The 25,430-nt window shown below is 65.3% G+C and carries 26 protein-coding genes; 12 read left to right on the forward strand and 14 right to left on the reverse strand.

Annotation, left to right across the window (positions count from 1 at the left end; translation table 11 throughout):
• Positions 1 to 45: 45 nt before the first annotated feature.
• Positions 46 to 1,449 (reverse strand): MBL fold metallo-hydrolase, encoded by a 1,404-nt coding sequence (locus EWH21_RS07680; protein ID WP_277700213.1) that lies wholly within the window; start codon positions 1,447 to 1,449, stop codon positions 46 to 48.
• Positions 1,450 to 1,810: 361 nt separating this feature from the next.
• Between EWH21_RS07680 and EWH21_RS07685 the strand changes: the two genes are divergently transcribed.
• A complete protein-coding gene (locus EWH21_RS07685; RefSeq protein WP_037047308.1) occupies positions 1,811 to 2,005 on the forward strand; it encodes a hypothetical protein in 195 nt (64 codons plus the stop codon).
• 13 nt (positions 2,006 to 2,018) lie between these two features.
• On the opposite strand, the gene EWH21_RS07690 is transcribed toward EWH21_RS07685, so the two are convergent.
• The gene (locus tag EWH21_RS07690) at positions 2,019 to 2,420 is read right to left on the reverse strand and encodes a quorum-sensing-regulated virulence factor family protein (RefSeq protein ID WP_037047310.1); all 402 of its coding nucleotides are present in this window, start codon (positions 2,418 to 2,420) and stop codon (positions 2,019 to 2,021) included.
• A 285-nt stretch (positions 2,421 to 2,705) separates the two neighbouring features.
• On the opposite strand from EWH21_RS07690, the gene EWH21_RS07695 reads away from it, so the two are divergent.
• Both EWH21_RS07695 and EWH21_RS07700 read left to right on the forward strand, forming a co-directional pair.
• On the forward strand, positions 2,706 to 4,403 hold the full coding sequence (locus EWH21_RS07695) for an OmpP1/FadL family transporter (RefSeq protein WP_277700214.1): 1,698 nt from the start codon (positions 2,706 to 2,708) through the stop codon (positions 4,401 to 4,403).
• A gap of 60 nt (positions 4,404 to 4,463) precedes the next feature.
• Complete coding sequence (locus EWH21_RS07700) at positions 4,464 to 5,186, forward strand: tRNA-uridine aminocarboxypropyltransferase (RefSeq protein ID WP_277700215.1); 723 nt, start codon at positions 4,464 to 4,466, stop codon at positions 5,184 to 5,186.
• On the opposite strand, the gene EWH21_RS07705 is transcribed toward EWH21_RS07700, so the two are convergent.
• Positions 5,146 to 6,072 (reverse strand): DMT family transporter, encoded by a 927-nt coding sequence (locus tag EWH21_RS07705; RefSeq protein WP_277700216.1) that lies wholly within the window; start codon positions 6,070 to 6,072, stop codon positions 5,146 to 5,148. The two genes, EWH21_RS07700 and EWH21_RS07705, sit on opposite strands and share 41 nt — an antisense overlap.
• Positions 6,073 to 6,275: 203 nt before the next feature.
• Between EWH21_RS07705 and erdR the strand changes: the two genes are divergently transcribed.
• Positions 6,276 to 6,923: a response regulator transcription factor ErdR gene (erdR, locus tag EWH21_RS07710; protein WP_037047317.1), complete on the forward strand. Its 648-nt coding sequence runs from the start codon at positions 6,276 to 6,278 to the stop codon at positions 6,921 to 6,923.
• Between the two features lie 12 nt (positions 6,924 to 6,935).
• On the opposite strand, the gene EWH21_RS07715 is transcribed toward erdR, so the two are convergent.
• Positions 6,936 to 7,862: a LysR family transcriptional regulator gene (locus EWH21_RS07715; RefSeq protein WP_037047319.1), complete on the reverse strand. Its 927-nt coding sequence runs from the start codon at positions 7,860 to 7,862 to the stop codon at positions 6,936 to 6,938.
• 114 nt (positions 7,863 to 7,976) lie between these two features.
• Between EWH21_RS07715 and fpr the strand changes: the two genes are divergently transcribed.
• A complete protein-coding gene (gene fpr / locus EWH21_RS07720) occupies positions 7,977 to 8,756 on the forward strand; it encodes a ferredoxin-NADP reductase (RefSeq protein WP_037047321.1) in 780 nt (259 codons plus the stop codon).
• Between the two features lie 57 nt (positions 8,757 to 8,813).
• Here the strand turns inward: fpr and EWH21_RS07725 are convergent, their stop codons facing one another.
• The 3 genes from EWH21_RS07725 to EWH21_RS07735 are packed head-to-tail and all read right to left on the reverse strand — an operon-like array spanning position 8,814 to position 11,117.
• Entirely contained in the window at positions 8,814 to 9,368 is a 555-nt protein-coding gene (locus tag EWH21_RS07725; protein ID WP_150608583.1) for a peptidylprolyl isomerase, read from the reverse strand.
• A gap of 5 nt (positions 9,369 to 9,373) precedes the next feature.
• On the reverse strand, positions 9,374 to 10,180 hold the full coding sequence (locus EWH21_RS07730; RefSeq protein ID WP_277700217.1) for an alpha/beta hydrolase: 807 nt from the start codon (positions 10,178 to 10,180) through the stop codon (positions 9,374 to 9,376).
• A 10-nt stretch (positions 10,181 to 10,190) separates the two neighbouring features.
• On the reverse strand, positions 10,191 to 11,117 hold the full coding sequence (locus EWH21_RS07735; protein WP_037047327.1) for a LysR family transcriptional regulator: 927 nt from the start codon (positions 11,115 to 11,117) through the stop codon (positions 10,191 to 10,193).
• Between the two features lie 74 nt (positions 11,118 to 11,191).
• Between EWH21_RS07735 and EWH21_RS07740 the strand changes: the two genes are divergently transcribed.
• The 4 genes from EWH21_RS07740 (at position 11,192) to rarD (ending at position 14,151) form a co-directional block, all read left to right on the forward strand.
• Complete coding sequence (locus tag EWH21_RS07740; RefSeq protein WP_037047329.1) at positions 11,192 to 11,506, forward strand: hypothetical protein; 315 nt, start codon at positions 11,192 to 11,194, stop codon at positions 11,504 to 11,506.
• Positions 11,507 to 11,641: 135 nt separating this feature from the next.
• Positions 11,642 to 12,241: an FMN-dependent NADH-azoreductase gene (locus EWH21_RS07745; RefSeq protein WP_152488161.1), complete on the forward strand. Its 600-nt coding sequence runs from the start codon at positions 11,642 to 11,644 to the stop codon at positions 12,239 to 12,241.
• Between the two features lie 159 nt (positions 12,242 to 12,400).
• Positions 12,401 to 13,264 carry a carboxylate/amino acid/amine transporter gene (locus EWH21_RS07750; RefSeq protein ID WP_277700218.1) on the forward strand — a complete coding sequence of 288 codons (864 nt, stop codon included), beginning with the start codon at positions 12,401 to 12,403 and terminating at the stop codon, positions 13,262 to 13,264.
• Positions 13,264 to 14,151 carry an EamA family transporter RarD gene (gene rarD / locus EWH21_RS07755; RefSeq protein ID WP_150608593.1) on the forward strand — a complete coding sequence of 296 codons (888 nt, stop codon included), beginning with the start codon at positions 13,264 to 13,266 and terminating at the stop codon, positions 14,149 to 14,151. The genes EWH21_RS07750 and rarD overlap by 1 nt, the downstream gene beginning before the upstream one ends.
• Before the next feature lie 5 nt (positions 14,152 to 14,156).
• On the opposite strand, the gene EWH21_RS07760 is transcribed toward rarD, so the two are convergent.
• Positions 14,157 to 14,726, reverse strand: a complete 570-nt coding sequence (locus EWH21_RS07760) for a dihydrofolate reductase family protein (RefSeq protein ID WP_179553695.1) — start codon at positions 14,724 to 14,726, stop codon at positions 14,157 to 14,159.
• A 98-nt stretch (positions 14,727 to 14,824) separates the two neighbouring features.
• Positions 14,825 to 15,247 (reverse strand): anti-virulence regulator CigR family protein, encoded by a 423-nt coding sequence (locus tag EWH21_RS07765; RefSeq protein ID WP_047588106.1) that lies wholly within the window; start codon positions 15,245 to 15,247, stop codon positions 14,825 to 14,827.
• Between the two features lie 186 nt (positions 15,248 to 15,433).
• Between EWH21_RS07765 and EWH21_RS07770 the strand changes: the two genes are divergently transcribed.
• Complete coding sequence (locus EWH21_RS07770) at positions 15,434 to 16,759, forward strand: DEAD/DEAH box helicase (protein WP_179553697.1); 1,326 nt, start codon at positions 15,434 to 15,436, stop codon at positions 16,757 to 16,759.
• 440 nt (positions 16,760 to 17,199) lie between these two features.
• Here EWH21_RS07770 and EWH21_RS07775 read toward each other — a convergent pair whose 3' ends face one another.
• Both EWH21_RS07775 and EWH21_RS07780 read right to left on the reverse strand, forming a co-directional pair.
• Positions 17,200 to 19,035: an ABC transporter ATP-binding protein gene (locus tag EWH21_RS07775; protein ID WP_277700219.1), complete on the reverse strand. Its 1,836-nt coding sequence runs from the start codon at positions 19,033 to 19,035 to the stop codon at positions 17,200 to 17,202.
• A 45-nt stretch (positions 19,036 to 19,080) separates the two neighbouring features.
• On the reverse strand, positions 19,081 to 20,145 hold the full coding sequence (locus tag EWH21_RS07780) for a metal-dependent hydrolase (protein WP_277700220.1): 1,065 nt from the start codon (positions 20,143 to 20,145) through the stop codon (positions 19,081 to 19,083).
• Between the two features lie 131 nt (positions 20,146 to 20,276).
• Between EWH21_RS07780 and arfB the strand changes: the two genes are divergently transcribed.
• On the forward strand, positions 20,277 to 20,690 hold the full coding sequence (gene arfB / locus EWH21_RS07785; protein ID WP_179553700.1) for an alternative ribosome rescue aminoacyl-tRNA hydrolase ArfB: 414 nt from the start codon (positions 20,277 to 20,279) through the stop codon (positions 20,688 to 20,690).
• 8 nt (positions 20,691 to 20,698) lie between these two features.
• Here the strand turns inward: arfB and EWH21_RS07790 are convergent, their stop codons facing one another.
• Together EWH21_RS07790 and gap are read right to left on the reverse strand one after the other, a co-directional pair.
• Positions 20,699 to 21,163 carry a methylglyoxal synthase gene (locus EWH21_RS07790; RefSeq protein WP_175253153.1) on the reverse strand — a complete coding sequence of 155 codons (465 nt, stop codon included), beginning with the start codon at positions 21,161 to 21,163 and terminating at the stop codon, positions 20,699 to 20,701.
• Positions 21,164 to 21,176: 13 nt separating this feature from the next.
• The gene (gene gap / locus EWH21_RS07795) at positions 21,177 to 22,178 is read right to left on the reverse strand and encodes a type I glyceraldehyde-3-phosphate dehydrogenase (protein WP_277700221.1); all 1,002 of its coding nucleotides are present in this window, start codon (positions 22,176 to 22,178) and stop codon (positions 21,177 to 21,179) included.
• Positions 22,179 to 22,308: 130 nt separating this feature from the next.
• Between gap and edd the strand changes: the two genes are divergently transcribed.
• Positions 22,309 to 24,132 (forward strand): phosphogluconate dehydratase, encoded by a 1,824-nt coding sequence (gene edd / locus EWH21_RS07800; protein WP_277700222.1) that lies wholly within the window; start codon positions 22,309 to 22,311, stop codon positions 24,130 to 24,132.
• A gap of 82 nt (positions 24,133 to 24,214) precedes the next feature.
• On the opposite strand, the gene rdgC is transcribed toward edd, so the two are convergent.
• On the reverse strand, positions 24,215 to 25,135 hold the full coding sequence (gene rdgC / locus EWH21_RS07805; RefSeq protein WP_037047431.1) for a recombination-associated protein RdgC: 921 nt from the start codon (positions 25,133 to 25,135) through the stop codon (positions 24,215 to 24,217).
• Between the last annotated feature and the right edge of the window lie 295 nt (positions 25,136 to 25,430).

Here is a 25,430-nt window from a genome sequence, read left to right on the forward strand (position 1 = left end):
ATGCCCACAGCTTGCCACAGCCAGGTTGGCGTTTCGCTGTCGGTGCTACAGGGCGATCTGCTCGCCGGGTTCGGGAATGTTGGCGATCCAGTTCAGCCGTTCGCGCAGGGCCTGTTGCAGCGCCTGCATCTTCTCCAGTTCACCGTGCACCAGGTACAGCTCCGGGTGGTGTTCGAACTGGCTGGCCCAGTCGAGCAGCTGCGATTGACCGGCATGGGCGGAGAAGCCGCCGAGGGTATGTACTTTGGCTTTCACCGCGATGCGCTGGTGCAGCACCTTGACCGTCTCGGCGCCCTCCACGATCAGGCGGCCGAGCGTGCCCTTGGCCTGGAAGCCGGGGAAGATCAGGTGACAGTTCTCGCGCCAGAGGTTGTGCTTGAAGTGATGGACGATGCGCCCGCCATTGCACATACCGGCACCGGCGATGATGATCGCGCCGCTCTTGATCCGGTTGATCGCCATCGATTCCTCGGCCGTTGGCGTGCAGCGCAGCACGGGCAGCCAATCCTCGATGCGTTTCACCCCCTTGGCCGCCAGTGCCGCCCGATCCGGAGCGGCGAACTGGTCGTGGAAGCGGCTGTAGATGGCGTTGGCGCGAATGGCCATGGGGCTGTCGAGGAATACCGCCTGCTGCGGCAGGCGGCCCTCCTGGTAGAAGCGCCCGAGGTAGTAGATCAGGTCCTGGGTGCGGCCGACCGCGAACGAGGGAATCAGGACGTTACCCCCTTCGTTGTGTGCCTGCTGCAGGATCGCGGCCAGCTCTTCCAGGGTGTCCTCGCTGCAGCGGTGGTCACGGTCGCCGTAGGTCGACTCCATCAGCAGCACGTCCGCCCGGTTCAGGTGCGCAGGCGCCTGCATCAGCGGCGAGCAGGTGTTGCCCAGGTCGCCGGAGAACACCAGGTGGCGCTGCAGGTGATGATCCTCCACCTGCATCTCGACGATCGCCGAGCCGAGAATGTGGCCGGCATTGTGAAAGGTCACCGTTATGCCCTTGGCGACCTCGACCGCTTCGCCGTAGGCATGCGGTCGCCGCTGGCTGAGCGCCTGCTCCGCGTTGGCCTGGGTGTACAGCGGTTGAACGGCAGGCTTGCCCTGGCGCGCCCGCCAGCGGTTTTCCCACTCGGCGTCCTTTTCCTGGAGGAAGGCGGCGTCCAGCAGCATCAGTTCGAGCAGCTCGCAGCTGGCTTCGGTGGCGTGGATCGGGCCGCGGTAACCCTCCGCCACCAGGCGCGGGAGCAGGCCGCTGTGATCGAGGTGGGCGTGGGAGATGACCACGGCATCCAGGCTGCTCGGATCGAACGGAAAGCGGCTGTGGTTCTGTTCCTGCTCCTGGCGGCGGCCCTGATGCATGCCGCATTCGAGCAGCACCCTGGCGCCGTCGCGGCTTTCCACGAGGTAGCAGGAGCCTGTGACTTGCTGGATCGCGCCGATGAAGGTGAGCAGGGCCATGGTTCTATCCTTGTCGTGGTGATGGCTCGAGTCTGCCGGCTCTGCGCGTGGCGAGGGTTGACGCAGATCAGCCGACGTCCGGGCGCGCAGCGCTACCTTCACTCAGCATAGTCATCCCGCAGCGCTGCCGTTCGTCCGAGTGGCCGGGCTGCGTTCGGCCGTCTGATTTACTTGTTGGATGCGGGGCCGATTCATCTGTGCGGCTGCTGCGCAGCGACGCCCGCGCCGGGGTGCGAGCGACTCCGCCCGGCGTGTCCTGGCGACTACAGGCGCGCCATCTGCAAGCGGCCAGGGCAGGGAAGGGGAACCTCGCTGCCGGCGTCGAGTCTGCTGTGAGGTGAACAGGAAGGGAGGGGCAGGTATGCCCAGTTTGATTCTGCAGGTCGAGGCGGAGCTCTACGACATGCTGCAGCAGGCAGCACGCACCAACCAGCTGAGCCTCGAGGACGAATGCTTGCGACGTCTGGAGGGCGGTGTGCGTCGCTCGCGCTACATGGAGGCACTGCTCGCCGAGCTGCGCGCGGATGACGCGCAGCGCCGAGCGGAGAGGGGCTGAGCGAGGCGTTCGCTCAGATACCGCAGTCGCTCTTGTCGAAGACCTCGACGGTCACAGGGCGGTTGCTGCGGTATTCGCTGAACTGGTAGCGCAGCTGCGCGCCATCGGCCAGCAGCTTGCGATAGCCCGGGTTGCGGCAGACGCTCGCCGCCAGTTGCGAGCGAACGGTGTCCGGGTTGCCACGCATCTGCGCGGCATGCGCCGGACGCACGCTGAGGTGGTTGATCAGCGTGTGACCTTCCACCGTATAGCCCTGGTCGAGAATGTCCTCGTTGATCGCGCGTGGCGTGCCTTCGCTGCTCTGCCGGGCGACCTGTTCCAGTGTCCGAGTCAATTCCATTTCCTTCAGCGAAGCGGCCTGGGCGGTCGGCAGCATCAGGCTGAGCGCGAGAGCGGGAAGGATGTAACGCAACATGGGGTGTGACTCCTGAAAGCTTGGACGAGGGTTGGACAGGGCCCCCGCACGAATGTTCGCGAAATGGCCACTGGCCCCTTTGCCAGCGGTGTTACCGACGGCCACATGCTGGCCAAACGCTGTCTTCCGCCATCACGACCAAAGGCCGGGGATCATCGGCCAGTCCTGCACGTCTCAACCTTGAGCCGCGTTGCAGTCGGACGCCGCCTGCGCAGACCTGCCTGAAGTCTGTCGCGAATGAGGCGTTGGCTGCTGGGTGTTCAAGCAGCGTGCAGGAGAATAACAATGACAAGACTCTATCGGCGTTGGCCATCGCATGTGATGGTCGGCAGTCTACTGGTTTCGCCCGTTACGCAGGTACAGGCATCCGGTTATCACTTTGGTTCGCAGTCGGTGGCGGCGCAGGGTTCCGCGCATGCCAATGGCGCCGAGGCGGCCGATCCTTCGACCATTTTCTACAACCCGGCGGGCCTGACCCGACTCAAGGGTACGCAGGTGACGTCCGGCCTGACCATCCTGCTGCCCGATGGTGACTACGAGGACAAGGGCAGCACGGACGTGTTCGGCAACCCGCTATCGGGGGATGCGGGCGAGTTTCTCCCGGATGCCGCCGCCGCGCCCAACTTCTACATCTCTCACGAGATCAATGACCGGGTCACGATCGGCCTGGGCATCTTCACGCCGTTCGGTGCCAAGCTGGACTACAAGGAGGACTGGGCCGGGCGCTACGCCATCCAGTCGGCCAGCCTGGAAACGGTGACGTTCAACCCGAGCATCGGCTTTCGCTTCAACGAGCATCACAGCATCGGCTTCGGCGTGTCGGCGCAGTACATCAAGTCGATCCAGCGCGGTGCGGCGGACGTCAAGGGGGCGTCGAGGCAACTGGCGGGGCAGTTCGTCGACGCCAACTACCAGGACACCCGTAATGCCGCCAGCCCCATTCTGGGGCCTATAGTCGGAGGCATCGCCGGTGTTCCCGTCCCCGAGGAAATCCGCTCGTGCAACGGCGTGGCCGACCGGGATGGCTTCGTCGACTGCGTGGCCGGCAACTTCGCCGACAACGTCCAGGGCGATGGCTACTTTCGCGTCAAGGGCGACGACTGGGGCTTCGGCTGGAACATCGGCTACCTGTGGGAGCCCACCGAGTCGACGCGCTTCGGGGTGTCCTATCGCTCCAACATCAAGCACACCCTGGAAGGTGAGACCAAATGGAGTTTTGCCGATGTGCAAGGGGGCGTTCCCTCTCCGGATACGTCGCTGGCAGGTGGATTCACTATCCCCATCTTCAACATCTACGTTCCGCCTGCAGAGGCGCTTCAGCAGTTGTTCGATGAAGGCAACTGGGTGAACGCGGGCGACTTCGCGGCGACGAGGCTGCATCCGAATTCCAGGGCCAAGACCAGGATCGATACTCCGGAAATGCTCTCCTTCAACGTCTTCCATCAGCTCAACGACAGGGTGGCGTTGATGGCGGACCTGACCTTCACCCGTCATTCGCGACTGGACGAGGTGCGCATCGGCATCGATCAGGTGGCCGGCTATCCCTATTTCAACGGCGTCACCGAGGGGGATCTGAACGTCGAGCAGGACTGGAAGGACACCTACAAGATCTCCCTGGGCATGAACTATCAGTACAGCGACGACCTGCTCCTGCGCAGCGGGGTCGCTTACGACCGTTCGCCCGTCAACTCGCCGCAGCTGCGCCACCCGGCGTTCCCCGATGCGGATCGCTACTGGCTGTCGCTCGGTGCCAACTACAAGATGACCCCCGATACCTCGGTGGACCTGGCCTACAGCTACGTGCAGTTCTCCAGCGGCAAGATGGATTACCAGGACGGCTGCTCTCCGGCCGGCTGGGCGCCGGGGGCCGGAGGTCTGTATCAGGACAGCGGAGTGCGCTGCACCGGCAACGGCGGCAACTTCCGTGGCGAGTACGAAACGCGCATCCACTTCATCGGCCTGGCGTTGAACCACCGCTTCTGAGGCGCCTGGGCGGCGGATGGGGGTGCTAGACTTGCGCCCCCTTTCGTCGTTGTCGCCTTCATGAGCCATCCCGCCCCACATGCCGTTGCCCGTCTGCGTGCAGAACGCCTGGCACGCAGCCTGAAACCCTTCGTTGCGCGCGGTTCCCGTGCCGAGCGTTGCCCGCATTGCCGCGTGCAGCCGGACTACTGTCTGTGCGCCTGGCGTCCGCAGGTGCAGGCGAATGCCGCCATGTGCCTGGTGATGCATGACATCGAGGCGCTCAAGCCGAGCAATACGGGCTGGCTGATCGCCGATGTGGTGCCCGAAACCCATGCCTTCGGCTGGACGCGCACGGCGGTGGAGCCGGCGCTGCTCGCGCTGCTGGCCGACCCGCAATGGCAGCCTTACCTGGTCTTCCCCGGCGAGTACGTGGCGCCGCAGCGCGTGGTGGAGGAGGTGCAGCTGGCGCCCGGCAAGCGGCCGTTGTTCGTGCTGCTCGATGCCACCTGGACGGAAGCCCGCAAGATGTTTCGCAAGAGCCCCTACCTGGACGCGTTGCCGGTGCTCAGCCTGACCCCGGCGCAGCTGTCACGCTATCGCCTGCGTCGCTCCACGCGCGGCGAGCACCTGTGCACCGCCGAAGTGGCGGCCATGTGCCTGGAGCTGGCCGGCGACTCGCGCGCGGGCGAGGCCCTGGACGATTACCTGGATGCCTTCAGTCAGCACTACCTGGCAGCCAAGCGGCGCTTGCCGCTCGACCTCAATGACGCGTTGCATCAGCGCCTGCAGGGCTATCGCTGAGCGCGGCCGGCAGCGGCTTCGGCCACAACTGGGCCAGCAGCATGCCGCCGAACATCAGGGCACACCCCAGGTAACCGCGTGGCGCCAGCATCTCGCCCAGCAGCAGGGCGCCGGCGATGGCGGCGAACACCGCCTCGAGGGACAGGATGATCGCCGCATGCGAGGCGATCGCATGTTGCTGCGCGACCACCTGCAAGGTGAAGCCCACCGCGACGCCGAACAAGCCGCCATAGACGATGGCCGGGGCGGCCGCGAGGATGCCGTCCAGCGTGGCCGTCTCGAACACCAGGGCCAGCAGCAGGCTGATCACCGCGCAGGTGATGAACTGGATCAGCGCCAGGCGCAACGGGTCATGGCGGTTGGCGAAGAAGCCCACCAGCAGCACGTGAATACCCCAGACGAAGGCGCCGGCCAGTTGCAGCCAGTCGCCGGAGGCCACGGTGAAACCCTCGCCGACGCTGAGCAGGAACATGCCGACCACGGCGAGGCTGGCGCCCAGCCAGATACCGACGCTGCTGCGCTGGCCGATCAGCAGACCGAGAATCGGCACCACGATCACGTAGAGCCCGGTGATGAAGCCCGAGTTGGTCACCGTGGTGAACAGCAGGCCGACCTGCTGCAGGTTGATGCCCAGCGACAGGGCCAGGCCCATGACGATGCCACCCAGCAGCAGGTTGCGATTCAAGGGTGCGGCGGGGCGTTTCTGGCGGCGTTGCAGCAGCATCAGTACCGGGACCAGCGCCAGGCAGGCGAGGGCGAAGCGCAGGCCGGTATAAAGGAAGGGGCCGATGTTATCCATGCCCAGTCGCTGGGCGACGAAGGCGCTGCCCCAGATCATCGCGGTAATCAGCATCAACAGGTCGGCGCGCAGGGCTTGGCTTCGCATCGGAGCTTCTCGGCAGGAAAGCTGCGCATCCTGCCGCAAAGCATTGAACTTGACCACCCCGTCACAGCTCGGCATGCTGGGCGCCGCCGTCGGTCCGAGTGGGGAGTCTGTCGTGATGGATGAACAGTCTTGAGCGGGTCGTCAGCCAATAAGCACTGTCATACTCACCTCAGTGCCACTCATAACAAGAGCAGGATCTGCCGATGGCCGCCTATGAAATCCTGATTGCCGATGACCACCCGCTGTTTCGCAGCGCGCTGCAACAAGCACTGACCCTGGGGCTGGGGCCGGATGTGCGCCTGGTGGAGGCTGCCAGCATCGCTGAGCTGGAGGCCTGCCTGGCCGACAAGAGTGATTGGGATCTGGTTCTGCTCGACCTCAATATGCCGGGTGCCTACGGTTTCTCCGGCCTGGTCCTGCTGCGTGGGCAATACCCGCAGATTCCGGTGGTGATGATCTCCGCACAGGAGGAAGCCTCGGTGGTCAACCGCTCCCGCGAGTTCGGTGCCAGCGGTTTCATTCCCAAGTCCAGCCCGCTGGAAACCCTGCAGTTGGCCGTGCGCCAGGTGCTCGACGGCGATACCTGGTGGCCGCCGATGGCCGAGGAGAGCGCCCCGGTTTCCGAGGAGGCCAAGGCCGCCAGTGCCGGGCTCGCCAGCCTGACCCCGCAACAGTTCAGGGTCCTGACCATGGTCTGCGAAGGTCTGCTGAACAAGCAGATCGCCTACGAACTGAACGTCTCCGAGGCGACGGTCAAGGCGCATGTCACGGCGATCTTCCGCAAGCTCGGCGTGCGCACGCGCACGCAGGCGGCGCTGCTGCTGCAGCAGATGGAGTCGATTCCAGGCTGACGGGCCCCAGGCTCAGACGATGGCTGGCAGGACGATCTGGTCGCTGCGGGCCACCCCGGCGGTCAGTGCGCGGCACTGCTCGAGAAAGTCGCGCATGGCGGCCGTCTGATACTTCTGCTTGTGCCAGATGAAATAGAACTGCCGGCGCAGATCGAGCTCGGGGGTTTCCACTGGCATCAGGCTGCCGCGCCGAAAGGCGTCGCGCAGGGCCAGACGTGAGATGCAGCCGATGCCCAGGCCGGACTCCACGGCGCGCTTGATCGCCTCGGTGTGCTCCAGCTCCAGGCGGATATTCAGCTTGCGCGGGTGATGACGCATGGCCTGATCGAAGGTCAGCCGGGTGCCCGAGCCCTGCTCGCGCAGAATCCACGCCTCGCAGGTCAGTTCCTCCAGGCTCGCCGTGCCACGTGCCGCCAGCGGGTGCTGCGGTGCGCAGAACACCACCAGTTCATCCTCGACCCAGGGTTGCACCTCGATATCCGGGTGCTGGCAGTGGCCTTCGATCAGGCCCAGGTCCAGCTCGTAGTGGGCGATCTGCTGTACCACGTGGGCGGTGTTGTGCACCTGCAGTTTCACCCGGCACTCCGGGTGCTGCTGCATGAAGCTGCCGATCAGCAGGGTGGCCAGGTAGTTGCCCACGGTCAGCGTGGCGCCGACGTTGAGCGAGCCGTAGCCGCTCTTGCCGCCCAGCAGGCGTTCGATCTCGCGTGCCTGCTCGAGCAGCGCCACCGCCTGCGGCAGCAGCTGGCGCCCCAGGGCATTGAGCGCCAGGCGCTTGCCGGCGCGGTCGAACAGCTGGCAGTCGGACTGGCGTTCGAGCTCGGTCAGTGAGGTGCTGGTGGCGGACTGCGAGAGCGCCAGTGACTGCGCCGCGCGCGAGACGCTCTCCTGCTGGGCGACCGCGACGAATACCTGAAGTTGTCTGAGAGTAAATCGCATATCGATATAACCGATAACCTATATCTTGATAATCCACTTAACAGATATTGTTGCCGCGAATAAAATGCCGCGCAATCGCGCCGAAGGCGCTGTGCTTCCCGAGGAAAGATCATCATGAGCAATATGAACGTCGAGCGCGTGCTCAGCGTCCACCACTGGAACGATACGCTGTTCAGCTTCAAGTGCACCCGCGATCCGGGCCTGCGCTTCGAAAATGGCCAGTTCGTGATGATCGGCCTGCAGCAGGACAATGGTCGCCCGCTGATGCGTGCCTACTCCATCGCCAGCCCGAACTGGGAAGAGCACCTGGAGTTCTTCAGCATCAAGGTGCCCGACGGCCCGCTGACCTCGCAGCTGCAGCACCTCAAGGAAGGCGACGAGATCATCATCAGCAAGAAGCCTACCGGCACGCTGGTGCTCGATGACCTGAACCCCGGCAAGCACCTGTACCTGCTCAGCACCGGCACTGGCCTGGCGCCGTTCATGAGCGTGATCCAGGACCCGGAAACCTACGAGCGCTTCGAGAAGGTGATCCTGGTGCACGGCGTGCGCTACGTGAACGAAGTGGCGTATCGCGAGTTCATCACCGAGCACCTGCCGCAGAACGAATTCTTCGGCGAGGCTCTGCGTGACAAGCTGATCTATTACCCCACCGTCACCCGCGAGCCGTTCGAGAACCAGGGCCGCCTGACCGACCTGATGCGCAGCGGCAAGCTGTTCGCCGACATCGGCCTGCCGCCGATCAACCCGCAGGACGACCGCGCCATGATCTGCGGCAGCCCGAGCATGCTCGACGAGACTGCCGAAGTGCTCGACAGCTTCGGCCTGAAGATCTCCCCGCGCATGCGTGAGCCGGGTGACTACCTGATCGAGCGCGCCTTCGTCGAGAAGTAAGCGCCTCTGGCAAACGAAAAAGCCGCCCATCGGGCGGCTTTTTCGTTGGTGCGCGGCTTACAGGCGCTTGGCGTCGATGATCAGCACCGGCTCGCGGGGGACGTTCTGGTGCATGCCGCGGTTGCCGGTCGGCACCTGGGCGATCTTGTCGACCACCTCCATGCCACGGGTCACCTTGCCGAACACGGCATAGCCGAAGTCACGCGAGCCGTGGTCGAGGAAGGCGTTGTCCTTGTGGTTGATGAAGAACTGGCTGGTGGCCGAGTCGCGTACCTGGGTGCGGGCCATCGCCAGAGTGCCGCGCACGTTGTGCAGGCCGTTGTCGGCCTCGTTCTTGATCGGTGCGTCGGTGTCCTTCTGGCGCAGGTCGGCATCGAAGCCGCCGCCCTGGATCATGAAGCCGGGAATCACGCGATGGAACTGGGTGCCGTTGTAGTAGCCGCTGTCCACGTACTTGAGAAAGTTCTGCGTGCTGATCGGCGCCTTGTCGGCGGCCAGTTCCACTTCGATTTCGCCCATGCTGGTGGTCAGCAGTACCTTGGGGTTTTCCGCGGCCAGCAGGCTGGTCGACAGCAGCAGGGCGCCGGCGGCGATAACGAGTTGCTTGAGCATGATGGTCAGTTTTCCTTGTTGGCAGTGGTGTCTGCTTCACCGAGAAAGGCGAGCAGGGCGCTATTGAAGCGTTCAGGTTGATCCAGTGGTGTGGCGTGGCGCGAATTTTCGATCACCAGCAGGCGCGCGTCAGGCATTTCTGCCACGTATTCGCGCTTGCGTTCAACCGGGGTGTAGTCGCGGTCCGCGGTGATGACCAGCGTAGGACAGGTGATGCGTGCGAGGCGTTCCCGCACGCCCCAGCCGATGATCGCGTCGAGACTGGCGAGGTAGGCGCGCTTGTCGTTCTGTGGCCAGCGTTCCTCCACCTTGCGCCGCAGGTCGGCCTGCTCCGGTCTGGGGAACAGCAGCCTGGCGAGGGCCTTGGCGATGCTGTCCAGGCTGAGCAGGCGGGACAGCGTCCAGCGTTTGCCGACCTCCAGCCAGTCACGCGCGCTCCTGGCCTTCACCTCGGGGGCGCTGTTGACGATGGTCAGGCTGCGCAGCAGCTCGGGGCGGTCGACGCCGAGCTGGAAGCCGATCATGCCGCCCATGGAAATGCCCACCAGGTGCACGGCGGGCAGTTGCAGGTGTTCGATCAGCGCGGCCACGTCGTCGGCGAAGTCGGTGATCCGATAGGCCTCGCGCGGCTTGTCCGAGCGGCCATGCCCGCGCACGTCGAGGGCGATGACCCGGTAGTGCGGGCTGAGGGCAGGAATCTGGTACTCCCAGTCGCGCGTACTCGAACCCAGACCGTGCACCAGCAGCAGCGGCGTACCGTGACCGTAGTCCTCGTAGTGCAGCTGGCAGCCATCGTTGTCGAAGTAGGGCATGGGGCGGCTCTCAGTGGCTGGACTGCGGCGCGGCGAACGGAGCGTCCAGCGGCGCGGCGTCGAAGTTCTTGATCAGTTCGATGAGAATCTGCGTGGCCGGGCCCAGGACCCGGTCCTTGTTGCTGTAGAGAAAGAAGCGAGGCTTGCGCAGGCCGCCCTGGGCCAGCGGCAGGGGCTTGAGCAGGCCCTCCTGCAGTTCACGCGCGATCAGGTGGCGCGGCAGCCAGGCGAAGCCCAGGCCGCTGCTGACGAAGGTCCGCGCGGTCGGCAGGCTGCCCACGGTCCAGCGTTGTTCCGCGCCGAGCCAGCCGGCGTCGCGTGGCTGCAGGCGGCCGCTGTCGCGGGTCACCACCTGCATCTGGCCCTCGAGGTCCTGGAAGCTCAGTTCCCGTTGCAGGCGATGCAAGGGGTGCTCGGGGTTGGCCACGGCGACGAATTCCACTTCGCCGAGTTCGATGCCCAGGTGGCCGGTGATGTTCAGGGCGCTGATGGCCAGGTCGGCGGTGCCTTCCAGCAGCACTTCCTCGACCCCGGACAGTACTTCCTCGCGCAGGCGTACGCGGCAGCCACGGCTCTGCGGCATGAAGGCGGTCAGTGCGCGGACGATGTTCGCCGTCGGATACGCGGCGTCGACCACCAGGCGCACCTCGGCCTCCCAGCCCTGTTCCATGTGGTGGGCCAGGTCTTCCAGCTGGCTGGCCTGCTTGACCAGCTGCCGCGAGCGGCGCAGCAGGACGTCGCCGGCCTCGGTCAGCACCGCCTTGCGCCCGTCGATGCGCAGCAACGGCACGCCGAGCTGCTCCTGCATGCGCGCCACGGTATAGCTCACCGACGATTGCGAGCGATGCAGCACCTCGGCGGCCTGGGCGAAACCGCCCTGGTCGACGACCGCCTGCAAGGTACGCCACTGGTCCAGGGTTACACGGGGAGCTTTCATGACACTGTCCTGTTACCGGCTGTCATCGCCGGCGATCTCGACCTACACTGGCGCTCCGACGATGGAGAGCACCGATGAAAAAAATCTTCTGCCTGTTGTTCGCCCTGCTGCCCCTGGCTGCCCACGCCTATCCGATCGATGTGGAGAAACAGCTGAACGGCGCCGAGGTATCGGCCACCACTCAGGAAATCGATCACAACATGGCAGCGCTGGTGCTCTACAACTACGGCGAGAGTGAAGCAGAATGCAGCGCCGTGTTCCGCAACGGCCCGGAAGCGCCACGTACGCGGCGAGCCGTGCTGACACCGGGGGCCAGCAACAACATGACGGTGAAGTTCAGCCGCAGCGTGATTCGCCTGCGGGTCGACCTGACCTGTGGCCTGAAGTAACCAGAGCCTAGACCCGGCCCATCCATAAATCAACTTTGTCGATATATGTAAGCGGATATTTGCGCTTTTTAATCGAATGTTGTGGACCTAGTCTGTGCTCCATCGATTCCTACCCACCTCGATGGAGCCTCAGGTATGTCCCGTATTCTCGTGATCGAAAGCAGCGCGCGCCAACAAGGTTCGGTTTCCCGTGAGCTGACCCAGCAATTCATCGCCAACTGGCAGGCCGCTCACCCGGCCGACCAGATCCAGGTTCGCGACCTGGCCGTCGACCCGGTGCCGCACCTCGACGCCACGCTGCTGGGCGGCTGGATGACGCCGAGCGAGCAGCAGAGCGAGGCGGAGAAGGCCGCCCTGGCGCGCTCCAATCTGCTCACCGACGAAGTGCTGGCAGCCGATGTGCTGGTGCTGGCGGCGCCGATGTACAACTTCGCCATCCCCAGCACCCTGAAAGCCTGGCTGGACCACGTGCTGCGCGCCGGCGTCACCTTCAAGTACACCGAGACCGGCCCGCAGGGCCTGCTGACCGGCAAGCGCGCCTTCGTGCTGACTGCCCGTGGCGGTATCTACGCCGGCAGTGCGCTGGATCACCAGGAGCCCTACCTGCGCCAGGCGCTGGCCTTCATCGGTATCCACGATGTGCAGTTCATCCACGCCGAAGGCCTGAACCTGGGTGCCGAGTTCAGCGAAAAGGGCCTGGCCCAGGCCAGGGCCAAGGTGGCCGAGGTCGCCTGATCCCACTCTCTCCTGAGCGCCCGTCCACGGGCGTGTTGCGCCGGTCGCTTCGCTACGAGGTGGCCGGCTTTTTTGCATGTCCGACCGGGCGCTGGCCGGGCATGCATTGTCCGCTGCCGGCGAACGCGCTAAGGTCGCCGCCTTCCTTCGGAGGTGGCTGTGCGATATCTGCTGATAGTGACCCTGCTGTGGGCCTTTTCCTTCAGTCTGATCGGCGAGTACCTGGCCGGTCGGGTCGACAGCTATTTCGCGGTGCTGACGCGCATCGTCATCGCCGGCCTGCTGTTCCTGCCGCTGACCCGCTGGCGCGGTCACGCTCCGGCCTTCGTGCGCGGCATGCTGGTGATCGGTGCGCTGCAGTTCGGCATCACCTACGTCTGCCTGTACCTCAGCTTCTCGGTGCTGACGGTGCCGGAGGTGCTGCTGTTCACCATCCTCACGCCGTTGCACGTGACGCTGATCGAGGATGCGCTCAACCGCCGCTTCAACCCCTGGGCGCTGCTCGCCGCCCTGGTGGCCGTGCTGGGCGCCGGGATCATCCGCTATGACGGGATCAGCAGCAGTTTCCTGCTGGGCTTCCTGCTGCTGCAGGTGGCCAATTTCACCTTCGCCGCCGGCCAGGTGCTGTACAAGCACCTGCTGCTGAAGTTTCCCTCGAGCGAGCCGCAGTACCGGCGTTTCGGCTTCTTCTACCTCGGCGCCTTGCTGATCGCATTGCCGGCCTTCCTGTTGCTGGGCAATGGCGAGCGGCTGCCGAGCAGCGCCTTGCAATGGGGCGTGCTCGGCTGGCTCGGCGTAGTCGCCTCCGGCCTGGGTCTGTACTGGTGGAACAAGGGCGCCAGCCTGGTCGACGGCGGCACCCTGGCGGTGATGAACAACGCCCTGGTGCCGGCCGGCCTGCTGGTCAACCTGCTGATCTGGAACCATGACGCCGATCTGCTGCGCCTGGCCATTGGTGGCGCGGTCATCGCCCTGTCACTGCCGTTGGCGGGCCTGGGGCGCAGGCCCGCGAGGATTGGCTGATGCAGCTTTCCGGGCGCGGTGTGGCGCTGTCCGTCGGCGCCTCGGTGCTGTTCTCCGTGCTGCCCGGCTACGTGCAATGGCTGACGCCGCTGGACGGCATACAGGTGTTCGCGCAGCGTGTGCTCTGGTCCATTCCGCTGGTGTTGCTGCTGGTGCTGCTGGCCCGGCAGACCGCGCTGCTGCGCGAGACGTTCGTGCGTCTGCGCCGCGAGCCGCTGCTGCTGGCTGCCTGCCCCGTGGCTGCTGCCCTGATCGGCGTGCAGTGGGGGCTGTTCGTCTGGGCACCGTTGGCGGGGCACATGCTGGAAGTGTCCATGGGCTACTTCCTGCTGCCGCTTGCCCTGGTGCTGACCGGGCGGGTGTTCTACGGCGAGCGCCTGCGCCCGTTGCAGCGACTGGCGGTGACCTGCGCCGTGCTCGGCGTGCTGCATGAGCTCTGGCGCACCCAGGCGTTTTCCTGGCTGACGCTGGTGACCGCGCTCGGCTACCCGCCCTACATGATGTTGCGCCGCTGGATGCGTTTCGATGCGCTGTCCGGCTTCGTGCTCGAGATGCTGCTGCTGGCGCCGCTGGCGATCTGGCTGATCGTCACCCATGGCCCCGTGGATGCCTTTGCCAATCGGCCCGCGCTGTGGTTGCTTGTACCGGGCATGGCGCTGATCGGCACCCTGGCCTTCGCCGCGATGATGGCGGCGAGCCGGCTGTTGCCGCTGGGGCTGTTCGGCATTCTCAGCTATGTCGAGCCGGTGCTGCTGTTCGCCGTTGCACTGCTGGTGCTGGGGGAGACCTTCGATGCCGGGCAATGGCTGACCTACCTGCCGATCTGGGCAGCCGTATTGCTGGTCGGTTGGGACAGCGCGCGTCTGCTGCGCAAAACGCCGGCCTGAGGTGATCAGGCCGCGTTGATGCGCGAGGGCGACTGCTGCGAGGCGGGGTTCTGCACCTTGTAGTGCACCTGCAGGGTGCCGCTGTTGAAGCGGCGCTGATCGCTGAGCGTGAGGCTGCGCTCCATGCCCGTCGCCAGCAGCGGGATGCCGGCGCCGAGGAGGTGGGGCACCAGGTTGATCACCACTTCGTCGATCAGCCCGGCGGTGTAGCAACTGCCCGCCAGCAGGCTGCCACCGACCAGCCAGACACGCTGGAAGCCGGCTTCCCCCAGGGCGGCGACCGCCTGAGCGGGGGTGCAGTGGGTCAGTTGCACCTCGTCCGAGGCGCGCGGCAGGGGCAGGCGGGTGAGCACCACGCAGGGCTTGCCGGGGTAGGGCCAGGCGCCGCCGCGTTTGAGCAGCGCCTCATAGGTGCCGCGGCCCATCAGCAGTGCATCGATGCCGGAGTAGAAGTACTGGAAGCTGTATTCCTCATCGGCCTGGCGCAGCGAATCGAACCAGTCGATGTGGCCATCGGGGCGGGCGATGTAGCCGTCCAGGCTGGAGGTGACGTGATAGATCAGTGACGGGCTCATGGTGCGTTCTCGGCTGGCCATCTGACGATTTGAGCGATGCCGTGGAGACAAGTTCGTCAGTGGCCATACCGCTTGTCGGCAGACCGTCGGAAGGCCACTCAGTCCAGCACGTTACGCAGGATTTCGTAGACGATGCCCGTCGCGACCGCCACCAGCACCACGTCGGTACCGATCTGCTTCCATTCGTAGCCATCGTAGTGCGGCAGGCGCGCGTTCAGGCGGCTGTCGAAGTTCTTGGCGATGCCCGGCGGCAGCGGCTTGCCGCGAGCCAGGTTCTTGGCGATGCCGGGTGGCAGGGATGAGGTGGGGCCGATCAACTGGCGGTTGTCGCCGAGGACGATACGTACCCGGCCGATATCGACGCTCGGGCCACGCAGGTCGATCCGCACGTCTTCCTGCTGGCCCTGCTGGCCTTGGTGACCCTGCTTGCCCTTGCCCGGTGGCGGGCTGGCGAGGACCGGGGAGGCCGCCAGCAGCGCGCAGAGGCTCAAGGCTACCGCTGAGTGAGGCTTCATGAACATGAGAGAAACTCCTCTGGAGTGATATCAATCTGACTCCCGGCGGGTGCGCTCGGTTCCACCCGCCGGTAGGAAAGCGTAGCGGCGAACGCATCGACTATCGTTGGCCGAGTGCAAAGAAATTCGGCCCGGACGCCGGAAACCGTTAGGCTATGCACCGTTTTGTCGATTTCTCGAGGTAGTGCCCCCGTGTTTGCCCAATTCGCCCTGCATGAACGCCTGCTGAAAGCCGTGGCCGAGCTTAAATTCGTCGAGCCGACGCCGGTACAGGCCGCAGCGATTCCTCCTGCGCTGGAGGGCAAGGACCTGCGAGTGATCGCCCAGACCGGCAGCGGCAAGACCGCCGCCTTCGTCCTGCCACTGCTCAACCGCCTGCTCGGCGATGGCAACTCGAAGCAGCGCCTGAGCATCCGTGCGCTGATCCTGCTGCCGACCCGCGAGCTGGCGCAGCAGACGCTCAAGGAAGTCGAGCGCTTCGCCCAGTTCACCTTCCTCAAGGCCGGACTGGTTACCGGCGGCGAGGACTTCAAGGTGCAGGCCGCACTGATGCGCAAGATCGACATCCTCATCGGCACGCCTGGCCGTCTGATCGAACATGCCAATGCCGGCAACCTGCCGCTGGATGAGGTCGAGGTGCTGGTGTTCGACGAGGCCGACCGCATGCTCGACATGGGCTTCGCCGAGGACGCCCAGCGCCTGGCCGAGTCCTGCGGGCCGCACCAGACCCTGCTGTTCTCCGCCACCACCGGTGGCAACGGGCTGCGGGAGATGGTCGCCAAGGTGCTCAAGCAGCCGCAGCACCTGATGCTCAACAGCGTCAGCCAGCTCAACGAAGGCACCCGTCAGCAGATCATCACCGCCGACCACAACTACCACAAGGAGCAGCTCGTCGACTGGCTGCTGGCCAACGAGACCTATGACAAGGCCATCGTCTTCACCAATACCCGGGTGCAGGCCGATCGCCTCTACGGCAAGCTGGTGGCGGCCGGGGTCAAGGCCTTCGTGCTGCATGGCGAGAAGGACCAGAAGGACCGCAAGCTGGCCATCGAGCGCCTGCGCCAGGGCGCGGTCAAGGTTCTGGTCGCCACCGACGTGGCGGCACGCGGTCTGGACGTCGATGGCCTGGACCTGGTGATCAACTTCGACATGCCGCGTTCCGGTGACGAGTACGTGCACCGCATCGGCCGCACCGGCCGTGCCGGTGGCGAGGGCCTGGCGGTGTCGCTGATCTGCCACAACGACTGGAACCTGATGTCGAGCATCGAGCGCTACCTCAAGCAGCGTTTCGAGCGCCGCACCGTCAAGGAACTCAAGGGCGTCTACCAGGGGCCGAAGAACCTCAAGGCCTCGGGCAAGGCCGCCGGCAGCAAGAAGAAAAAGACCGAGAAGAAAGAGCCGAAGAAAGCCGCCGCGCCCAAGCGCAAGAGCGGCCCGCGCCCGGCCGGCAAACCCTCCGCGCTGGTCAGCGCCGACGGCAGCGCACCGCTCAAGCGCAAGAAGCCAGCCGCAGAGTGATTCCGTAGGGTGGACGACGCTTCACCCGTCGACCGTGCTGTGAGCGCGGTGGTGGATGAGAAGAGCGTCATCCACCCTACGTTTTTGCCAGTCGCAGAAGCCGGCGGCGAGGGGATTCCGTAGGGTGGACGACGCTTCACCCGTCCACCGTGCTGTGAGTGCAATGGTGGATGAAAAGAGCGTCATCCACCCTACGTTTGTGCCAGTCGCAGAAGCCGGCGGCGAGGTGATTCCGTAGGGTGGACGACGCTTCACCCGTCCACCGAGCGGTGAGCGCAATGGTGGCTGAAAAGAGCGTCACCCACCCTAGGTTTGCGTCGGGCGCAGAAGCCGGCGGCGAGGGGATTCCGTAGGGTGGACGACGCTTCACTCGTCCACCGCGCTGCGAGCGCAATGGTGGATGAAAAGAGCGTCATCCATCCTGCGGCCTGTCCTCGTGTTTATTCGACGCCGACGAAACCGCCAGTCTGGTGCTGCCACAGGCGCGCATACAGGCCGCCATGGGCGATCAGCTCGGCGTGGCTGCCGGTTTCGATGACCTGTCCTTTGTCGATCACCACCAGGCGGTCCATGCGCGCGATGGTCGACAGGCGGTGGGCGATGGCGATCACCGTCTTGCCCTGCATCAGGCTGTCCAGGCTTTCCTGGATGGCCGCCTCCACTTCCGAATCGAGCGCCGAGGTGGCTTCGTCCAGCACCAGGATCGGTGCGTCCTTGAGCAGCACGCGGGCAATGGCGATGCGCTGGCGCTGGCCGCCCGAGAGCTTGACGCCGCGCTCGCCCACCTGAGCGTCCATGCCGCGCCCGCCCTGGCTGTCGTCGAGCGTCGGGATGAAGCTGTCGGCGCGTGCCTTGCGTATTGCCTCCCAGAGTTCGTCGTCACTGGCATCGGGCTTGCCGTAGCGCAGGTTGTCGCGGATCGAGCGGTGCAGCAGGGAGGTGTCCTGGGTCACGACGCCGATATGCGCGCGCAGGCTTTCCTGGGTCACCGTGCCGATGTCCTGGCCGTCGATCAGGATGCGTCCGCTCTCCAGGTCGTAGAGGCGCAGCAGCAGATTGACCAGGGTCGACTTGCCGGCCCCCGACGGGCCGACCAGACCGATCTTTTCGCCGGGGCGGATGTCGATGTCCAGGCCGCTGATCACGCCGCCGCGCTTGCCGTAGTGAAAGTGGATGTTCTCGAAGCGCACGCCGCCGTGCGGCACCTGAATCGGCGTGGCATCCTCGCGGTCGGCGACCTGGCGCGGCTGGACGATGGTCTGCATGCCGTCCTGCACGGTGCCGACGTTCTCGAAGATGCCGTTGACCACCCACATGATCCATTCGGCCATGTTGTTGATGCGGATCACCAGGCCGAGCGCCAGGGCGATGGCGCCGGTGCTGATCAGCGCCTGGCTCCACAGCCACAGCGCCAGGGCGCCGGTGCCGACGATCAGCACGCCGTTGAGGCAGGTGATGAGAAAGTCCAGGGCGGTGATGGTGCGCGACTGCAGGCGGAACTTGTCGAGCAGGTCCTGCATGGCTTCGCGTGCGTAGCTTTCCTCTTCCTGCGAGTGGGCGAACAGCTTGAGCGTGGCGATGTTGCTGTAGCCATCGACCACGCGCCCCATCACCTTGGAGCGTGCGGCCGAGGCGGCGGCCGAGCGTGCCTTGATGCGCGGTACGAAGTACCACAGCGCAGCGCTGTAGCCGACGATCCACAGGGCCAGCGGCAGCACCAGGCGCAGGTCGGCGGCGGCGAACAGGTACAGCGCGCTGCCGGCGTAGACCGCCACGTGCCACAGCGCGTCGATCACCTGCATGGCCGAGTCGCGCAGCGACGGGCCGGTCTGCATCACGCGCTGGGCGACGCGACCGGCGAAGTCGTTCTGGAAGAAGCTCAGGCTCTGCTTGAGTACGTAGCGGTGGTTCTGCCAGCGGATCAGGTTGGTCAGCCCGGGGTTGACCGCCTGGTGCGTGAGCAGGTTGTGCAGGCCGAACACCAGGGGGCGGATGACCAGCGCCACCAGCAGCATCCACAGCAGTGCGTCGCGGTGTTCGGCGAAGAAGCTGCCGGCATCCGTGCTGGCCTGCGCCATGTCGATCAGTTGGCCGAGGAAGCTGAACAGCGCCACCTCGATCACGGCGGCGAAGAAGCCCACGATCAGCACCGCGACCATCAGCGGCCACACCTGTTTCAGGTAGTGGCCGTAGAAGCGCAGCATGCCCGGCGGTGGCGCGATGTCCGGGCTGGGTTTGAAGACGTCGATCAACGACTCGAAGCGGCGAAACAACATTGCAGGCATCCTGCCTCGGCATGGAGGGACGCCGATAGTACGCCCTTAGTGCGAGCGAGTCTCAGTCAAAAGTGGTTTCTGCAGTTCGCTGGCCCAGGCCAGCAGCGGCACATCCAGCTCGGGCTGCCAGATGCGCTTGAGCAACAGGTTCAGGTGTTCGATCTCCCCGCGTTCGAAGGGCAGGCGTGCGATGTGTTCCTGTAGCTGCCAGCGACCGTCGCGCAGGTGGGCGAAATCGAAGCGGAACGGATGGAACCCGGTCATGCCCAGGCGCAGGTCGGTGACGATCAGGTGATCGCCGACCTGGTCATAGCGCAGCACACCTCCGGTGAACCAGTCCAGGCGTTCGTGCATGGCCGAGCCCGCGAGCTGTTCGCGCAGCTGCGTACCGCGTGGCAGGCGCTGCAGGTGCGGCGTGTCGTCGTCGAGCCAGCCGACCAGGGCCTCGTGGTAGTCCTCGCCGTCGAGCACGATCACCCGCCAGAGGAGGGTGTTGAACGGCGTCGGGGTGACGAACAGGCGTTCTGCCTGGATGCCCTGGCGCGCCAGTTCCTGCTCCACGCGCTGTTCGGCCATGAACTTGCCGGCCAGGCTGAAACCGATGTACAGCGTCGACAGGGCCAGAGCGACGGCGGGCACGCGCCAGCTCTGCTCGCGTAGTCCGGTGAACAGGCTGATGACCACGGCCGCGATCAGCGGCACGGTATACAGCGGGTCGATGATGAACAGGCTGGACCAGGCTGTGGGTGTCGGCGTCAGCGGCCAGAACAGCTGCGTGCCATAGCTGGTGAAGGCATCCAGCAGCGGGTGGGTGACGAGCACCAGCCACAGGGTCAGCAGCAGGCGCTGGGCCGAGTAGCCGGGATGAGGCCGAAAGCGTCTGGCCAGCCAGGTCAGCAGCAGGGCGAAGCCGCTGAGCACGAACAGCGAGTGGCTGAAACCTCGGTGGTAGGTCATGTTGGCCACCGCGTCGCCGTACTCCATGATCACGTCCAGATCGGGTACGGTGGCGAGCATGGCGCCGTAGAGCAGGGCCTTGCGTCCCTGCCAGCGGCCGAGCAGTGCGCCCTGGATGCTGGCGCCGAGTACCGCCTGGGTTATGGAGTCCATCGTGTGCTTCCGCAAGAGTAGAGGCCGCTACGTTAGCCGAGGTGCTGCCGGCGTGGCGTGGGGAAATTTCAAGCAAAGATTACAGACCGCAGAGGTATCCTGATGCGCATGTTCATCCAGAAACCCTGCTCATGCTGATCCTGTCCAACAGCGTCCACCTCCCGCTCGATGAAATCGAGCTGACCGCCATTCGCGCCCAGGGCGCCGGCGGGCAGAACGTCAACAAGGTGTCGAGTGCCGTGCACCTGCGCTTCGACAGTCAGGCTTCGTCGCTGCCGCCGTTCTACAAGGAACGCCTGCTGGGGCTTGCCGACAGCCGCGTCACCGCAGACGGCGTGGTGATCATCAAGGCGCAGCAGTACCGCACCCAGGAGCAGAACCGCGCCGATGCGCTGGAGCGACTGCTCGAACTCATCCGCCATGCGGTCAAGGTGGACAAGAAGCGCCGCCCGACCAAGCCGACGCTGGGGTCGAAGAAGCGCCGCCTCGATGGCAAGAGCAAGCGTGGGGCGATCAAGGCGGGGCGCGGCAAGGTGGATTTCTAGCGCGTTGCTCAGCGGCGTCCGGCCAGGTAGGTCTGGTAGTCGGGAATGCGGTAGCTGTGCTCGCGCTCCATCAGGCTGCTGCTGAGCAGGTAATCGGCGCTGCTCTCGTTGCACGCCACCGGAATGTTCCACACCGCCGCGACGCGCAACAGGGCCTTGATGTCGGGGTCGTGCGGCTGCGGTTCGAACGGGTCCCAGAAGAACACCAGCATGTCCACGCGCTGCTCGGCGATGCGTGCGCCGATCTGCTGGTCACCGCCCAGCGGACCGCTGATCATGCTTTCCACCGGCAGCTCCAGGCGCTGGCCCAGCAGCAGGCCCGTGGTGCCGGTCGCCAGCAGCTGGTGCTGGCGCAGCCGCTCGCGCTGGCGCTCGCACCAGTCGAGAAGGAAGCTCTTGCAGTGGTCGTGGGCGACCAGGGCGATGCGCTTGCGAGCGGGCAAGGTCGCCTGGGTGAAGCTGATGCGGCTCATCGAACCTCCTCTTTCACTTCATGCGTGCCAGGAGCAGGCAGTTGTCCAGCATGCGGTTGGAGAAGCCCCACTCGTTGTCATACCAGGCCATGACTTTGAGCAGCCGGCCGCTGACCTTGGTGTGGTTGGCATCGAAGATCGACGACAGTGGATTGTGGTTGAAGTCGCAGGACACCAGCGGCAGCGCGTTGTAGCCGAGCACCGGCGAGCATTCGCTGGCCGCCTTGAGCAGGGCGTTGACTTCGGTCGCGTCGGTGTCGCGTTTGACCTGCAGGGTCAGGTCGACCAGCGAGACGTTGATCACCGGCACCCGCACCGCCATGCCGGTGAGCTTGCCCGCCAGCTCCGGCAGGACCAGGCCGACGGCCTCGGCGGCGCCGGTCTTGGTCGGGATCATCGACTGGGTGGCCGAGCGTGCGCGATAGGGGTCGCTGTGATAGACGTCGGAAAGGTTCTGGTCGTTGGTGTAGGCGTGAATGGTGGTCATCAGGCCCTGTTCGATGCCCAGCTCGCGTTGCAGCACCTGAGCCACGGGCGCCAGGCAGTTGGTGGTGCAGGAGGCGTTGGAGATGATCTGCATGGCCGGCGTCAGGACCTCGTCGTTGACTCCGTAGACCAGCGTCGCATCGGCCCCTTTGGCCGGGGCCGAGATCAGCACCTTGCGCGCACCCGCGGCCAGGTGTGCGGCGGCCTTGTCGCGTTCGGTGAACAGCCCGGTGCATTCGAGCACCACGTCGACCTGGTGTGCCCGCCACGGCAGGTCGACGGGGTTGCGGATGGCGCTGACGGCGATGCGGTCACCCTTGATCCACAGGCTTTCGCCATCGACCCGCACCTCTTCGGGGAAATGCCCGTGTACGCTGTCATATTGCAGCAAGTGGGCGTTGATCGCGCTGTCTCCCAGGTCGTTGATCGCCACGACCTGCAGCTGCTGGCGGTAGTTCTGGGTATAGAGTGCTCGCAGCACGTTGCGACCGATGCGGCCAAAACCGTTGATGGCGATTCGTAGCGTCATGGTGAGGGTCTCGTGATTTTGTTGTTAGAATTACAAGATTATTCCCGTTGCCGTGGAAATCAAGCCCAATGAGTGGCAGAATTTTGTTGTAAATATAAATATGCGCTAGCTGTTAACCTGGAGATTCCTCATGCATCCCCGTGTTGTCGAAGTGACCGACCGTCTTATCCAGCGCAGCCGAGCCACGCGCCAGCGCTACCTCGAGATGATTCGCACGGCGGCCAGCGAAGGGCCGCAGCGCGGCAAGCTGCAGTGCGCCAACTTCGCCCATGGCGTTGCCGGTTGCAGCGGGCACGACAAGCAGGCGCTGCGGCTGATGGATGCGGCCAACGTCGCCATCGTGTCCGCCTACAACGACATGCTGTCGGCGCATCAGCCGTATGAGCGGTTCCCCGAGCAGATCAAGCAGGCCCTGCGCGAGCTGGGTTCGGTCGGGCAGTTCGCCGGTGGCGTGCCGGCCATGTGCGACGGCGTCACGCAGGGCGAACCGGGCATGGAGCTGGGTATCGCCAGTCGCGAAGTGATCGCCATGGCCAGCGCGGTGGCGCTGTCGCACAACATGTTCGATGCCGCGCTGTACCTGGGGGTCTGCGACAAGATCGTTCCTGGCCTGCTGATGGGCGCGCTGCGCTTCGGTCACCTGCCGTCGCTGTTCGTCCCGGCAGGGCCGATGACCTCGGGCCTGTCCAACAAGGAAAAGGCCGACGTGCGGCAGCGCTATGCCGAGGGCAAGGCGAGCCGTGACGAGCTGCTCGCGGCGGAGATGGCGGCTTACCACGGGCCGGGCACCTGCACCTTCTACGGCACCGCCAACACCAACCAACTGCTGATGGAAGTGATGGGGCTGCATCTGCCGGGCGCCTCCTTCATCAATCCGGGCACGCCGCTGCGTGATGCCCTGACCCGCGAGGCCGCGCAGCAGGTCACGCGCCTGACCCGGCAGAGCGGCCAGTTCATGCCCATCGGCGAGATCGTCGACGAGCGCTGCCTGGTCAACTCGATCGTCGCCCTGCACGCGACGGGCGGCTCGACCAATCACACCCTGCACATGCCGGCCATCGCCCGTGCCGCCGGGATCCTGCTGACCTGGCAGGACATGGCCGACCTGTCCGAGGTGGTGCCGACCCTGGCGCACGTCTATCCCAACGGCAAGGCCGACATCAATCACTTCCAGGCCGCCGGTGGCATGGCCTTTCTCATCCGTGAACTGCTGGATGCCGGCCTGCTGCACGAAGAGGTCAATACCGTGGCCGGGCGCGGCTTGTCGCGTTACACCCGCGAACCCTTCCTCGAAGCCGGCAAGCTGGTATGGCGTGACGGGCCGAGTGCGAGCCTCGAGGAAAGCGTGTTGCGTCCGGTGGCCCGGCCCTTCTCGGCCGAGGGTGGCCTGCGCCTGATGCAGGGCAACCTGGGGCGTGGGGTGATGAAGGTGTCTGCGGTGGCGCCGGAGCACCAGGTGGTCGAAGCGCCGGCGCTGGTCTTCGAGGACCAGCTGGAGCTGGTGGAAGCCTTCAAGGCCGGCAGGCTGGAGCGCGATTTCGTTGCCGTGGTGCGCTTCCAGGGACCGCGCAGCAACGGCATGCCGGAGCTGCACAAGATGACGCCTTACCTCGGTGTGCTGCAGGACCGGGGCTTCAAGGTGGCGCTGGTGACGGACGGGCGCATGTCCGGCGCCTCCGGCAAGATCCCGGCGGCCATCCATGTGTGTCCGGAAGCGTTCGACGGCGGGCCGCTGGCGCGGGTGCGCGATGGCGACGTGCTGCGTGTCGATGGTCGCAGCGGTGAATTGCTCCTGAAAGTCGCAGACGCCGAGCTGGCTTCCCGCGAACTGGCGGCCAGGCCGGCGCCGGCCAGTGGCTGCGGGCGCGAGCTGTTCGCCTTCATGCGTCACAACTTCAGCACGGCGGAGCAGGGCGCCAGCGCCTTCACCGAGAGCCTCGAATCCTTGACCTGAACAGGGGCGGTGGGCAGCGCGAAGCGTGTCCACCGCCTGTCCGGATGGTGGATGAAAGACGCGTCATCCACCCGGCGGGTTATCAGATGCCTTGCGGAATCTCTTCGCCGCCCAGTGCGGTGAACAGCTCCGGGAGGAACTCCACCAGGGTCATCATCATCAGCACGAAGCTGGCATCCTGCTGGGCCAAGGCGTCATCGCCACCGTCCTGCTCGGCCTGCTCCTGCAGGACGTCTTCGAAGCGCAGGCGCTTGATGGTCAGCTTGTCGTCGAGCACGAACGACAGCTTGTCCTGCCAGGCCAGCGACAGCTGGGTGACCTGCTTGCCGGTGGACAGGTGCAGCTGGATTTCCTCGCTGGTCAGGTCCTGGCGCTTGCAGCGCACCACGCCACCGTCTTCGTGGGTGTCGCGCAGCTCGCACTCGTCGAGCACGAAGAAGCCTTCGGCGGCACTCTGGTTCTTCAGCCAGTCGGTCAGGGTGGCGGTCGGTGCGATCTTCACCGACAGCGGGCGTACCGGCAGCGAGCCGATGGCCTCGCGCAGGGTGGAGAGCAGGTCCTCGGCTTTCTTGGCGCTGGCGCTGTCGACCAGGATCAGGCCCTGCTTCGGCGCGATGGCCGCGAAGGTGCCGGACTTGCGGATGAAGGCGCGAGGCAGGAAGGCCTGGACGATCTCGTCTTTGATCTGATCGCGCTCCTTCTTGTACACCTTGCGCATCTGGGTGTTCTCGATCTCGTCGACCTTCTCCTTCAGCGCGTCACGCACCACCGAGCCCGGCAGGATGCGCTCTTCCTTGCGCGCGCCGATCAGCAGGAAATCACCGCTGACATGCACCAGCGGGGCATCGGCACCCTTGCCGAAGGGCGCGGTGAAGCCATAGGTGGTCAGCTCCTGGCTGGCGCAGGGACGGGCCTGCTTGCCGGACAGTGCGGCTTCCAGCGCGTCGGCGTCGAACGGGATGTCCTGAGTGAGGCGGTAGACCAGCAGGTTACGAAACCACATGAGCAGGTGACTCTCCATTGGTGTTGAGGTCGCGGGGTGGCGCCATCCATGAACCTTTCCCGCATGAGAAAGGAGGCGCACCGCGACGGATGAAGGTGATGGACAGGGATTCGTCCACTCGGCACAGAGCGCGCATTATTCTCCGCTGGCGGGCTCAGGCCAACCCTGACCACGGTGCGTCGAGAAAATTCGCTGGTCTCACCTAAGTTCTTGCTGGGCCGGTAAATTTTTTTGCAAAGAGGGCTTGCCAAGGTGCGGATCGCTCTCTAGAATGCGCCCCACTTCGAGAGCGAAT

Origin of the sequence: Pseudomonas sp. REST10, from assembly GCF_029542605.1 — a bacterium.
Lineage (GTDB): Bacteria > Pseudomonadota > Gammaproteobacteria > Pseudomonadales > Pseudomonadaceae > Aquipseudomonas > Aquipseudomonas khazarica.